The organism is Burkholderia sp. Ed8 (genome assembly GCF_040761425.1).
GTDB classification, from domain to species: domain Bacteria; phylum Pseudomonadota; class Gammaproteobacteria; order Burkholderiales; family Burkholderiaceae; genus Burkholderia; species Burkholderia seminalis.
In genome coordinates, this window is the sequence record NZ_CP142886.1 from 1,076,781 (window position 1) to 1,088,876 (window position 12,096).

The 12,096-nt window shown below is 67.5% G+C and carries 12 protein-coding genes; 5 read left to right on the forward strand and 7 right to left on the reverse strand.

What is annotated here, in order from left to right; all coding sequences use genetic code 11:
• Window positions 1–406: 406 nt before the first annotated feature.
• Window positions 407–718: a DUF4148 domain-containing protein gene (locus VXM69_RS18915; RefSeq protein WP_034190203.1), complete on the forward strand. Its 312-nt coding sequence runs from the start codon at window positions 407–409 to the stop codon at window positions 716–718.
• Between the two features lie 74 nt (window positions 719–792).
• Here VXM69_RS18915 and gshA read toward each other — a convergent pair whose 3' ends face one another.
• From gshA to ada, 3 genes are all read right to left on the reverse strand, one after another.
• Window positions 793–2,406 carry a glutamate--cysteine ligase gene (gene gshA / locus VXM69_RS18920; protein ID WP_301743055.1) on the reverse strand — a complete coding sequence of 538 codons (1,614 nt, stop codon included), beginning with the start codon at window positions 2,404–2,406 and terminating at the stop codon, window positions 793–795.
• 465 nt (window positions 2,407–2,871) lie between these two features.
• Window positions 2,872–3,831 carry a DNA-3-methyladenine glycosylase gene (locus tag VXM69_RS18925; RefSeq protein WP_301743054.1) on the reverse strand — a complete coding sequence of 320 codons (960 nt, stop codon included), beginning with the start codon at window positions 3,829–3,831 and terminating at the stop codon, window positions 2,872–2,874.
• On the reverse strand, window positions 3,828–4,919 hold the full coding sequence (gene ada, locus VXM69_RS18930; protein WP_367190016.1) for a bifunctional DNA-binding transcriptional regulator/O6-methylguanine-DNA methyltransferase Ada: 1,092 nt from the start codon (window positions 4,917–4,919) through the stop codon (window positions 3,828–3,830). Before ada ends, VXM69_RS18925 begins: the two co-directional genes overlap by 4 nt.
• Window positions 4,920–5,350: 431 nt before the next feature.
• Here ada and VXM69_RS18935 point away from each other — a divergent pair, with 431 nt between their 5' ends.
• Entirely contained in the window at window positions 5,351–5,764 is a 414-nt protein-coding gene (locus tag VXM69_RS18935) for a VOC family protein (protein WP_059561439.1), read from the forward strand.
• Between the two features lie 21 nt (window positions 5,765–5,785).
• Here VXM69_RS18935 and VXM69_RS18940 read toward each other — a convergent pair whose 3' ends face one another.
• From VXM69_RS18940 to speG, 3 genes are all read right to left on the reverse strand, one after another.
• A complete protein-coding gene (locus VXM69_RS18940) occupies window positions 5,786–6,340 on the reverse strand; it encodes a YaeQ family protein (protein ID WP_034190198.1) in 555 nt (184 codons plus the stop codon).
• A gap of 189 nt (window positions 6,341–6,529) precedes the next feature.
• Window positions 6,530–6,877, reverse strand: a complete 348-nt coding sequence (gene sap1 / locus VXM69_RS18945; RefSeq protein WP_034190197.1) for a surface attachment protein Sap1 — start codon at window positions 6,875–6,877, stop codon at window positions 6,530–6,532.
• 487 nt (window positions 6,878–7,364) lie between these two features.
• Complete coding sequence (speG, locus tag VXM69_RS18950) at window positions 7,365–7,922, reverse strand: spermidine N1-acetyltransferase (RefSeq protein WP_049029762.1); 558 nt, start codon at window positions 7,920–7,922, stop codon at window positions 7,365–7,367.
• A gap of 151 nt (window positions 7,923–8,073) precedes the next feature.
• Here speG and VXM69_RS18955 point away from each other — a divergent pair, with 151 nt between their 5' ends.
• From VXM69_RS18955 to VXM69_RS18965, 3 genes are all read left to right on the forward strand, one after another.
• Window positions 8,074–8,244, forward strand: a complete 171-nt coding sequence (locus tag VXM69_RS18955; protein ID WP_006489933.1) for a hypothetical protein — start codon at window positions 8,074–8,076, stop codon at window positions 8,242–8,244.
• A 111-nt stretch (window positions 8,245–8,355) separates the two neighbouring features.
• On the forward strand, window positions 8,356–8,604 hold the full coding sequence (locus VXM69_RS18960; RefSeq protein ID WP_049029761.1) for a DUF2795 domain-containing protein: 249 nt from the start codon (window positions 8,356–8,358) through the stop codon (window positions 8,602–8,604).
• A gap of 108 nt (window positions 8,605–8,712) precedes the next feature.
• Entirely contained in the window at window positions 8,713–10,071 is a 1,359-nt protein-coding gene (locus VXM69_RS18965) for a sensor domain-containing diguanylate cyclase (RefSeq protein WP_034190194.1), read from the forward strand.
• Window positions 10,072–10,537: 466 nt separating this feature from the next.
• Here the strand turns inward: VXM69_RS18965 and mnmE are convergent, their stop codons facing one another.
• Entirely contained in the window at window positions 10,538–11,932 is a 1,395-nt protein-coding gene (gene mnmE, locus VXM69_RS18970; RefSeq protein ID WP_301743053.1) for a tRNA uridine-5-carboxymethylaminomethyl(34) synthesis GTPase MnmE, read from the reverse strand.
• Between the last annotated feature and the right edge of the window lie 164 nt (window positions 11,933–12,096).

The window sequence follows — 12,096 nt, forward strand, 5'->3', positions numbered from 1 at the left end:
CGCTGACGACCCGGGTTGGCGTGTCGATGCCCCGGGTTCGGTACAAGGCGATGTCCTGTGGTCACGACCACGATCGGGCGCTTGCGCACGCAACGACGTTGCATGGCCAACCGATCGGTCGCTTAAAAGAGGTTAGGAGGCGCGCGGCGCTTGTACAAGGGGGACAAGCCCGATGCGTGACGACCCGATACGGCCGTTGCGCCGCCAGATGACCGGCGGATGGCGGGTGGCTGTCGCGTTCGACAGGAAGCCTGGTCATGCGGTCGACCGCGCAATGTTGCGCGCGCGGCAAAGGTGACTGACGGCAACGAGGATGTTTCGTCCGGCATCCGACGCCTAGACTGGCTGCATCGATTCCGGCCGGGCCAGAAACGGCGCGGCACCGGAACCTCTCGGAGCAGACACGATGAAGACGATCCAACACGCGGCATGCGCCTTCCTGCTGATCGGCGCGGCCGTCGCCGCCCATGCGCAGGCGGCATCGACGGTGACGCGCGCGCAGGTCCGCCAGGAACTCGTTGAATTGCAGGCCGCCGGCTACCGGACGAGTCTCGCAAGCAGTCCCGACTTTCCGGAGCACATGCAGGCGATCATGCAGCGTGCCGCGCGGGCGCGCGGCGGCGATACGGGTCACGGCAGCGACGGCCGGGCGAACGGGGAATCAGGCAAGCCGGCGCTGCCGCACGCGATCGATCGCGGCACGTACGCGCATCACTGATCCGATGACGGAAGGAACCGGACGATCGCGCCGCGGCGGCGCGGCGCGCGCTGCGCCGGCCGCCCGCGCGACCGTCAGACGCTGAAGCGGTTCAGCGTATAGGCGCGATAGGCCGCGACGAACGCATCGAACGATCCGGCCTCCTTCGCTTCGAGTTCGGCCTGCTCGGCCAGCGACTTCGCGGCGAGCGCCTGCTCGGCGTGCAGCGTATCCGCCGACGGCGGACGGGCGCGGAAATGCGCGGCATGCGCTTCGCTCTGCGCGAGCGCAAACGCGAGGAACGACTGGCCGTTGTCGCGCATCGTGCGCAGCACGCGCGCGGACGGCGTGCGTTCCGGATCGGCGAGCTTCTCGCGCTGCGCGGCAATCGCGCGTGCGTGCTCGTCGCCGCCGCGGATCTCGTCGAGGCGGCGGCCGACGGTTTCGATATCGGCCATCAGCGCGTCGGCCCACTGCCGCAGCGAGATCGACTGGCCGTCGCGCGTGAGCGCGAGCCCCGGCTTGCGGCCTTCCATCGTCACGCTGCCGAAGTTCGCGTTCGCTTCCTTGTACGCATCGCAGTCGAGCGGCGCACTGTCGTCCAGCGCGCACGCGAGCAGGAATGCGTCGATGAAGCGCGTGGTTTCCAGCGCGATGCCGGTCGGCTCGAACGGATCGATGTCGAGGCAACGCACTTCGATGTACTGCACGCCGCGCGACGCGAGCGCATGCAGCGGCCGCTCGCCCGAGTACGTGACGCGCTTCGGGCGGATCGTCGAGTAGAACTCGTTCTCGATCTGCAGCACGTTCGTGTTGATCTGGATCCACTCGCCGTCGCGATGCGTGCCGATCGCCTCGTATGCCGGATACGGCTCGCTCACGGCCTTCGACAGCGCGTCGAGATAACCGGGCAGCGTGTTGTAGTCGACGTGCAGCGCGGCCTGGGCCGTCGTGTTCGAGTAGCCGAGATCGCTCATCCGCAGGCTCGTCGCATACGGCAGGTACAGCGTGTCGGCGTCGAACGTGTCGAGCTTGTGCGGCTTGCCGCGCAGGAACTTCGTGTCGAGCACCGGCGATGCGCCGAACAGGTACATCAGCAACCAGCTGCGGCGGCGGAAGTTGCGGATCTGCGCGAGATAGCGCTCCGACTGGTAATCGACGAGCGTGGCCGTCGAGCCTTCTTCCGCATGCAGGCGCCGCCACACCTCCTCGTGCAGCGAGTAGTTGTAGTGGATGCCGGCGATGCACTGCATCGTGCGGCCGTAGCGATACGCGAGGCCGCGCCGGTACACCGTCTTCAGGCGGCCGATGTTCGACGTGCCGTAGTTGGCGATCGGAATCTGGTCGTCGGCCGGCAGCAGGCCCGGCATCGAGTCGTTCCACAGCAGCTCGTCGCCGAGCGACGCATAGACGTAGCGATGCAGGTCGTCGAGGCGTTCGAGCGTGATGGCGGCATCGCGCTCGGCGGGCGTGATCAGCTCGATCAGCGCTTCGGAATAGTCGGTCGTCAGCGCCGGATGCGTGAGCGCCGAACCGAGCGCGCGCGGATGCGGCGTGAACGCGATCATGCCGTCGCGCGTCACGCGCAGGCTTTCCTTCTCGATGCCGCGCAGGCCGTCGGGCAGATGCTGCCGCGTCGGGCCCGAGCTCAGCGCGTCGAGGCGTTTCAGCAGCAGTTCGGACTGGCGGTGAGTCATGGTGTTCGACATGGAGACGCAAGTGCGTGACGGCCGCGCGCAGAACGCCGCGCGCGGCCGGCTGGATTGTTGGTCGCTTCGTTGGTAGCGGGCACTTTAACATCTCGCCGGAACACGCGCTTGAGGTGGCGCCGGGCACGGCACACGGGCCTGAGCGGGCCATCGGAGGGGCCGGCGCGGCAGTCCGGGCCCGTGTCACCCGTTCGCGACGAAGCCGATCCGCACACCGGTCACCGCCATTCGTCGGACGGAACGAGAACGACGAACGGGTGGCGGCAGGTGCAACCGTGCCGCTGAATGGATCGGGAAACGACGCGTGCGCAGGCATCCGCACGCGCGACATCCGGCCGATGCCGGATGCGTGGAATCGCCATCACGGGCCGCGTCACGCCGGCACTCGCCGCATGCCGGCACCGCGTGCGCAGCGGGTTGCGGCGCCGCCTTCTTGCGGTCGCACCCGACCGCGGTGCGCCGCGATCACCCGCCGCGCGCGCCGCCCGCCCGGTCGGCCACCTCGTTCCACAGATGCAGCGCCGCATACGCGCGCCACGGCCGCCAGCCTTCGGTGCGGCGTTTCTGGCTGGCGAGCCGGTCGAGCGCCGGATCGCGCGCGGCGATCGACTGCATCAGCACGAGATCGGAGGCCGGCCACGCATCCGGGTCGCGCCACGCGCGCATCGCGATGTATTCGACGGTCCACGGACCGATGCCCGGCAGATCGAGCCACGCGCTGCGCAGCGTCGCGAGATCGGCATGCGCGCGATCGACCGGCACGTCGCCGGCCGCCACCGCGCGCGCCACGCCCGTCAGCGCCGCCACCCGCTTGCCGGGCATCCCGATCTTGTCGAGATCGCACGCGGCCAGCGCGTCGGGCGTCGGGAAACGCCACGCGGGTGCGCCGTCGTCGTCATGCACCACGCGCTCGCCCGCCCGTTCGACGAGCCGGCCGACGATCGTCGTCGCGGCCTTCACGCTCACCTGCTGGCCGACGATGGCGCGCACGGCCAGTTCGAACCCGGACCACGCACCCGGCACGCGCAACCCCGGCGCGGCCTCGACGAGCGGCGCGAACCACGGATCGCGCCCGAGCCCGCCGCCGATCGCGGCCGGATCGGCGCCGAGGTCGAACATCGTCGCGACGCGCGCGGCGAACGCCTCGTCGACATGACGCGCGGCGGCCCCTTCGACGGTCGCGATCAGGCAATGCTTGCGCGGATGTTTCGTGACGGTGAGCCGGCCCGCATCGCCGTGCAGGTCGACGATGCGGCGATACGCGCCGTCCGCGACCTGTTCGACGCCCGGAATCGCGCGCCCGCTGAAGAAGCGCAGCACGCGCGCCCAGTCGTACGGCGCCTGGTAGCGCAGCGTCATTTGCGCGGACGGCGGCACGTGGCCGCCGTTCGCGATGGACGTGATCGTTGTCGTTTCGATGCTCAAACCGCACTGCCCTCCGTCACGGCGTCGGCTTCATCGGGGTGGATATGACGCGCCTCGGATGCGAGCAGCGTCGCCTTGCGGCGCACGCCCCAGCGATATCCTGCCAGCGCGCCGCCCTTTTGCACGACGCGATGGCACGGGATCGCGAGCGCGACCGGATTCGACGCGCACGCGGAGGCGACCGCCCGCACCGCGCGCGGCGAGCCGAGCGCCTCGGCAATCTCGGAGTAGCTGCGCGTCTCGCCGTACGGAATATGCGTGAGCGCTTCCCACACGCGCTGCTGAAATGCGGTCGGCGCGATGTCGAGCGGCAGGTCGAATGCGTGCCGCGTGCCGTCCAGGTATGCGCGGATCTGCGCGACGAATGGCGCGAGCCGGGCGGACGCCTCGACCAGCTCGGCGCGGGCAAAGGCGTCCTTCAGCTCGCCGACGAGCGCCGCCGGTTCGTCGCCGAACGCGATCCGGCAGATGCCCTGTCCGGTCGCGGCGACGAGCACGGTGCCGAGCGACGTCGACGCGGTCGCATAGTCGATCGTCAGGCCGGCGCCCTGGCGGCGGAACGCGGACGGCGCCATCCCGAGCTCGCGCGGCACCGACGCATAGAGCCGCGACGGCGAGTTGAAACCCGCATCGACGGCCGCCTGCGTGACCGGCTGCCCGCTTTGCAGCGCCTGCCGCAACGCGGCGCCGCGCTGCGCGGCCTGGTACTGCCGCGGCGACACGCCGACCACGCGCTTGAAGAGCCGCTGCAGGTGGAACGGGCTCACGTGCACGGCATCGCTCAGTTGCTGCAGCGTGAGCCGCTCGGCATGCGCGTCGAGCACCGCGCACGCGCGATTGACGATCTCGAGCTCGCGCGGCAGCCCTTCCGGCTGACAGCGCTTGCAGGGCCGGAAGCCGGCCGCGCGCGCGGCCGCCGGATCGGCGAAGAACGACACGTTCTCGCGGCGCGGCAGCCGCGACGCGCAAGTCGGACGGCAGAACACGCCGGTCGTGCTCACGGCATAGAAGAACGCGCCGTCCGCATGCGGATCGCGCTTGGTCACGGCGCCCCAGCGGGCATCGTCGGTCGGATAGGCAGTTTTCATCTGAACCTCGCACGCTCTAGTGTAGATGGTGCCTACTCTAGACATCGGCACCTGCCGTCGCGCCCTGAATCTTGCTCTGTGATTCGCGCCGCCGAACCGGGGACACATCGGTCGGCCATCCATCCGACAAAACACCCGAAACGGCTGCTCCGGCGCGGTTTTCGTCATCGTCCCGTCACCATTTTGCTGCAGTGCGGATGCGACAAATCGCCGTCCTGACGTTTTTTTGCAAACGGAATATTGCGTCGCACCATCGCCGTGTGTATAGTTGGAACTGTCTCCTCCATGTCTCCTCCTGATATGGATTAAGCCCGTTCCGCACTGCGTGAACGGGCTTTTTTTCGTCTGTCGATTGTGCCGTGTTCCGGCCGGCGGCGCCGGCGCGATGCGTCTACACTCGATGCTCGTCGACTGCGAAGGAGTATCGGTTCATGAAGCCCACCATCCGCGGGATCGATCACATCGTGCTGCGCGTGACCGACATGGCGGCGATGACGCGCTTTTACTGCGACGCCGTCGGCTGCCATGTGGAAAAGGAACAGCCCGATCTGGGCCTCGTGCAGTTGCGCGCCGGCGATGCGCTGATCGACCTGCTGGCCGTCGGCGGCCCGATCGACCGCCCCGACAGCGGGCCGCCCGGCACCGGGCGCAACCTGGATCACCTGTGCCTGCGCGTCGAGCCGTTCGACCCCGACGCATTGATCGCCCATTTCGCCGCGCACGGCGCGCGCCCGGGCGCCCCGGCCGACCGCTACGGCGCCGGCGGCTACGGGCCGTCGATCTACCTGTTCGATCCCGAGGGCAACATGGTCGAATTCAAGGGGCCGCCGCCCGCGATCGGCTGAACGCGGCCGGCATGCGGGCCGTCACGCGTCCGCGCGCGCCTTCAGCACCGTCCATTCGACCGCAACGGGATCGTGGTCCGCGCTCGAGATCCACGCCGCGCCGTCCTGCACCGTGCACTGCAGGCGCATCGTGCGCTCCGCGAGCTGCCCGAGCGCGCTCGCGACGCCGTCGGCGAGCGACAGCACCTGCACGTTGCGCAGCCGTTCGACCTTGCTGCGCACGCCCTGCCACCAGATATCCGAGGTCTTGCCGCCGTACGCGATCACCGTGACCTGCCCGGCGCGGCCGGCCGCCTTCGAGATGCGCCGTTCGTCGGGCTGGCCGGCCTCGATCCACACGTCGATCGCCCCCGTCAGGTCCTTCTGCCACAGATCGGGTTCGTCGACGTCCGACAGCCCCTTGCAGAATTCGAGCCGCTCGTGCGCGAACAGCGCGAACGCGACGATGCGCACCATCATCCGGTCGTCGGTTTCCGACGGATGGCGCGCCACCGTCAGCGCGTGATCGGCGTAGTAGTGCCGATCCATGTCGGCGATTTGCAGTTCGGCTTTGTAGATCGTGGATTTCAGCGCCATGCGGAGTCGGCCCGGGCGGGCATTCGGTTCGGTCGGGCCGTGATGATACCGAATGCGCGCCGCCCGGCGCGTGTCATGCGTGCCCCACAGCGCAACGGCCCGGCATCAGCCGGGCCGTATTCGGTTCGCGCCGCCGGCACCTCGGGCCGGCGCGCTCGCGCGTCGTGCGACTGCGCGGGGATGGATCGGTTACTGCTTCACGAAGCGCGAATCGGTCCAGAGGCCTTGCTGGTCGCTGTTGTCGGCGCTGACGAACTGCACGTCGCCCTGGTCGACCGACACCACGCGGAAGCGCTGGCCTTCCGGCACCGACAGGCAACGGAAGTCGTCGAAGTACTGCTGCTTCGCCTGCGACTTGCCGTCACGCTCGTGATTCAGTACGGAATCCAGATTGTCTTTCGACAGGCAGCCCCACGCATTCTTCGTCAACTGGATTTCCTGCTTCGGCTTCACGGCGGAATCGCCGCCGGCCTGGGCAATCGACACCGCGCAAAATGCGCCGACGAGGGCAAAAAGGATACCGGTACGCTTCATCATGTTCTGTCTCCAGGCTGCGGGCACCAGGCTTGGGTTAGCTATGCGTTTAAAGATGATCGTGAACCCGCGTTTTTCACTTTAGAAGACCGGCAAACGATAGCAAGCACATTTGTTGTGCGACCGCAATAGCGGCGGATTGTCGCACCCCCGTGCCCAGCCCGTTTTTCGCGCGCGCATGCGGCGGAAAACACCTGTCGCGTGGCGGACAGCCCCGTCACGCCGGGCGGAAAGCGTTATCCGACAAGGCTTTCATCCAAGTTACATGGTGGCAATTGAACGGTTTGGATAATCCATTTCGTGATCCCGATCATTTTGATGCGCCGCACATAAAGTCATCCGAAACGATTCGACTTTACCGCAGCGCGGAATCGCCATTACCCGACACAAGAAAAATGCCAGGTATAAGCGAATCCGTATTTATCCGTAGTTCCCCGCATGGATTCGGCACCCGAGAAAGTCCCGTCGCAAGCGTTTTTCGCCAGCGTGTTTACCCTGCCTTATTCGGACTGGATTGCGGGCGTTCGAAATAATCGCGCTGGAAAATGCACATGCGATAGGCGTTGTGATACGCGCCGTTTCCGAAAAATTCTTCCTTCAATTCGGCTTCGTGCTGGAATCCGCATTTCTCGTACACGTGAATCGCCGCCGCATTCGACGTGTCGACGATCAGGTACAGCTTGCGCATGTTCAGCACCTTGAAGGCGTACTCGATCGCGAGGCGCGTCGCCTGCCCTGCATAACCGCGCCCCTGGCATTGCGGCGCGATGATGATCTGGAACTCGCCGCGGCGGTGGATGTAGTCGAGCTCGATCAGCTCGACGAGGCCGACCAGCTCGCGTTGCGCATCGACCGCGACGAACCGCCGTTCGCGCTGGTCGTGCACGTGGCGGTCGTACAGTTGCGACAGTTCCGAGAAGGTTTCGTACGGCTCCTCGAACCAGTAGCGCATGATCTTCGCGTCGTTGTTCAGCTCGTGGACGAAGCGCAGGTCCTGGCGCTCCAGCGGCCGCAGCGCGAGCGTGTGGGTATCGTTCTGGAGTTGCATGTTGGTGTCCTGTTGGATGCCGGCGCACGGGCGGAACGCCCGCGCGGCACGGCCGCGTCCGGGCCCGTTCCGCACTGTAAGAAATTGAACGCGGGCGAGGTTCAGAGCCTAGAATGGGAGCAAGGGTTCCTGCCACCGCAAGGAGGCTATCGTGATCGAGCAAGTCATACTCGGAATATTCCTCGTGCTGCCGCTCGTCATCGTCGCGGCGCTGTTTTCCGACGAACTGTGGCAAGAACACCGGCGCCAGCATCCACGCGACGAAAACGCACCGCATATCGACTGGAAGCATCCGTGGCGCCGCGTGCGACGCGGCCATTGAGCCGGTTCACCCTCGCTCCGCAGCACGCGCCGGCCCGGACGCCCCGAGCCAAGTAACGCGCGCTGCACCAGCCCTTCGACCCGATTCCCGCCCAACCCGTGAGACGCCGACGTGAACGACAAGCCCGCTGCCCCTGCTCACGATATCCCTCACGAAACGATCGACCTGCAGATCGCCGACGTGCTGGCGGCCGTCCGCTACCCGGCGAACAAGGATGCAATCGTCGATGCCGCGCGCGACGCCGGCGCCAGCAACGAAGTGCTGTCGATGCTCGACGGCCTGCCCGAACAGGACTACGCGGACGTCGATGCCGTCACGCACTGGGTCGCCGGCAACTTCGGCCCGGGGCTCGGCATTTGAGCGGATGCCGATAACGCGATAGGATCGGGCCGCACCGGTCGCGCCGCGACCGGGAGGCGTGCCGCCCGGCGCAAGATCGGGTGCGGGCACGCGTGTCCGGGGGACTCCATGGAAGGCATCCTGATCCAGCACACGACGCGACGTCAGCTCTGGTTCGGCGCGCTGACGGCGCTCGTCATCCTGCTCGCGCTCGGGATCGCCGCGCCGCACGCGAATGTCGCGCTACCGGCCGTCGAGCCGTTCATGCCGATGTGCGCGCTCACCGTGTTCACGACCGCGAGCATCGCCGCGTTCTTCCTCGGCGCGCAGTTCACCGTCACGCGCCAGCCCGTGCTCGGCGCACTCGGCGGCGCCTATGCGTTCACCGCGCTCGCCGTCGCACTGCAACTGCTCACCTTTCCCGGCGTATTCGCGCCGCACGGCCTGCTCGGCGCGCGCCCCCAAAGCGCCGCATGGATGTGGATCTTCTGGCATGCCGGCTTCCCGTGCTTCGTGATGGCCGCACTGTTCGCGCGCGAGCGATTGACGCGCGCACCGGTCGGCGAGCACGAGACGCGCCGCTGGACGGTCGCGCTCGTCGGCGGGCCGGCCGTCGCCGCGGCGCTGCTGTGCGCGCTCGCGCTGAACGTGTCGCTGCCGCCGGCGTTCCATCCGCCCGGCGACGCGGCCGTGCTGCCCGTCAACGGCATCGCGCTCGTCGTGTGGCTCCTCAATGCGCTCGCGCTCGTCGCGGTGCTCGCCACCGGCCGGCTGCGCACGACGCTCGACCTGTGGCTCGCGATCGCGGTGCTCGCGTGCCTGACCGACACGACGCTGAACCTGCTGACGACGAATCGCTTCACGGTCGGCTGGTACGTCGCGCGCGTGTTCAGCATGTTCACGCCGGGCGTGCTCGTCTGCGTGCTCGCGTGGGAAGTGACGATGCTGTACCAACAGCTGTTCGAGGCGCATGCGACGCTGGTTCGCTCATCCGCGCGCGACGGGCTCACCGGCGCATTCAACCGCAGCCACTTCAACGACCATTTCCACACGCTGTTCCTGCAGGCGCGGCGCCAGGGCGAACCGCTGTCGCTGCTGATGGTCGACGTCGATCACTTCAAGGCCTACAACGACACGTTCGGTCACGTGAAGGGCGATGCGTGCCTGATCGCGGTCGCGAATGCGCTGGCCGGCGCGGTACGGCGGCCCGCCGATATCGTCGCGCGTTACGGTGGCGAGGAGTTCGCGATCGTGCTGCCGAACACCGGTGCGCGCGGTGCGCGCGTGGTGGCCGACGAAGCGCGCGAAGCCGTGCTTCGGCTCAACCTCGAGATGCCCGATTCGCCGGCCGGACGCGTGAGCGTCAGCATCGGTTGCGCGACCGTGTCGGCCGACGATCTGTCGACGACCGACGCGTTGATCGAAGCCGCCGATGCCGCGCTGTATCGTGCGAAGGATACGGGGCGAAACCGGGTCGTCGTCGCCTGAAAACGTCTGCTGTTTGGCTATTTGTTACGGTCATTGTGACCGGAATAATCCGCCGTTACGGATTGCGGAGCGGCGATACGATCGCTTACAGCCGGTGTTGATGGCGCTCGCTATGCTGGGCTTCATATCGAACCCAAGCAGGTGAACGCGATGAAGAAGACCCTTTTGCTGATTGCCGGCGTCGCCGTGTTGCTGAGCGGCTGTATCGTGGTGCCTGACGGTGGGTACTACGGCGACGGGTATTACCACCATCATCGTCATTGGGATTGAGGCAGGCGAGGATTCCGGCGCGTCGCTCGCGTAACGGCCGACGTGCCGTCGTGATCGATGCGCCGACGGTTTGATTTTCGCCCAGCGATCGGCGCGACGAGCGCAAGCACGGTGGTCGTGCAGCGTAGTGTCGTAAGCAACAGGGCGACCGAGATCGCCTGACAAGAGAGCCGCCCGTCTCGTCCCAGGCGGCCGCTCACTTCCCGATGCAGAACCTGCTGAAAATCACCCCCAGCAGATCATCCGACGTGAACTCCCCGGTAATCGAATTCAGTTGCTCCTGCGCGAGCCGCAGCTCCTCGGCAAACAGGTCGAGCGACTGAGCGCGTTGCTCCGCGTGATCCGCCGCCTGCGCCAGGTGTTCCTGCGCGGCCCGCAGTGCGATCAGATGCCGCTCGCGCGCGAGGTACACACCTTCGGCCCCTGCCTCCCACCCGGCGATCCGCAGCAGTTCCGCGCGCAGCATGTCGATGCCGTCGCCGCGCTTCGCCGACAGATGTACCTCGGTCAGGTCGCCCGCCGCCGCCGGATGCTCGACGCACGCCGGCACGCCGGTCAGGTCCGTCTTGTTCAGCACGCGCACCACCGGCACGCCGCCGGGAAAGCGCGCCGCGATCACTTCGTCATCGGGCGTCATTCCCGTGCGCGAATCGAGCAGATGCAGCACGACATCCGCGCGCTCGATCTCGCTCCACGTGCGCGCGATGCCGATCCGCTCGACTTCATCCTCGGTCTCGCGCAGCCCGGCCGTATCGATGATGTGCAGCGGAATCCCCTCGACCTGGATGGTCTGCGCGACCTTGTCGCGCGTCGTCCCGGCGATCGGCGTGACGATCGCCAGCTCCGCGCCGGCCAGCGCATTCAGCAGCGACGACTTGCCGACGTTCGGCTGCCCCGCGAGCACGACCGACAGCCCTTCGCGCAGCAGCGCCCCCTGCCGTGCATCGCCGAGCACATGCGCCAGCTGCGCGCGGATCCTCGCGAGCTTGCCGCGCGCGTCGGCCGCCTCGAGGAAGTCGATCTCCTCTTCCGGAAAATCGAGCGTCGCCTCGACCAGCATCCGCAACGTGATCACGTCGTCGACGAGCGCATGGATCTGCCGCGAGAACGCCCCATCGAGCGAACGCCCCGCCGAGCGCGCCGCGGCCTCCGTGCTCGCCTCGATCAGGTCGGCGACGGCCTCGGCCTGCGCGAGGTCGAGCTTGTCGTTCAGGAACGCGCGGCGCGTGAACTCGCCCGGCTCCGCGAGCCGCAGCCCGAAACCGCGCCCGGCATCCAGGCAACGCTGCAGCAGCAGTTGCATCACGATCGGCCCGCCATGCCCCTGCAGTTCGAGCACGTGCTCGCCGGTGTACGAATGCGGCGCCGGGAAATACAGCGCAATCCCGCGGTCGAGCGGCGCGCCATGCTCGTCGAGGAACGGCACGTAGCTCGCATGGCGCGGCGCGAGCTTCTGCCCGCACAACGCGTCGATCAGCGGCAGCGCGGCCGCCTCGCCGCCGCGCCCGAACGATACGCGGACGACCCCGATGCCCCCTCGGCCGGCAGCAGTGGCGATGGCGACGATCGGATCGGAGTCGGTAGCGAGCATGGGAATCGGGGATGAGGATGAAAACGGTGCGCCCGCACAACAGTTCGGGCATCGGAACGCCGGCATTGTAGCGTGCCGGCTCACACGCGACCGGCCACCGTGCCGGATTCGAACTCGCCCGAATTTATCCCGCCGGGGATAAGCCGAGTATCAGTCCAGCGCGA

What these genes read in the sequence shown, in the direction of transcription:
- VXM69_RS18965 (WP_034190194.1), top strand. Translation starts at nt 8,713, where the DNA reads ATGGAAGGCATCCTGATCCAGCACACGACGCGACGTCAGCTCTGGTTC.
- VXM69_RS18940 (WP_034190198.1), bottom strand. Translation starts at nt 6,340, where the DNA reads ATGGCGCTGAAATCCACGATCTACAAAGCCGAACTGCAAATCGCCGAC.
- speG (WP_049029762.1), bottom strand. Translation starts at nt 7,922, where the DNA reads ATGCAACTCCAGAACGATACCCACACGCTCGCGCTGCGGCCGCTGGAG.
- sap1 (WP_034190197.1), bottom strand. Translation starts at nt 6,877, where the DNA reads ATGATGAAGCGTACCGGTATCCTTTTTGCCCTCGTCGGCGCATTTTGC.
- ada (WP_367190016.1), bottom strand. Translation starts at nt 4,919, where the DNA reads ATGAAAACTGCCTATCCGACCGACGATGCCCGCTGGGGCGCCGTGACC.
- gshA (WP_301743055.1), bottom strand. Translation starts at nt 2,406, where the DNA reads ATGTCGAACACCATGACTCACCGCCAGTCCGAACTGCTGCTGAAACGC.
- mnmE (WP_301743053.1), bottom strand. Translation starts at nt 11,932, where the DNA reads ATGCTCGCTACCGACTCCGATCCGATCGTCGCCATCGCCACTGCTGCC.
- VXM69_RS18935 (WP_059561439.1), top strand. Translation starts at nt 5,351, where the DNA reads ATGAAGCCCACCATCCGCGGGATCGATCACATCGTGCTGCGCGTGACC.
- VXM69_RS18915 (WP_034190203.1), top strand. Translation starts at nt 407, where the DNA reads ATGAAGACGATCCAACACGCGGCATGCGCCTTCCTGCTGATCGGCGCG.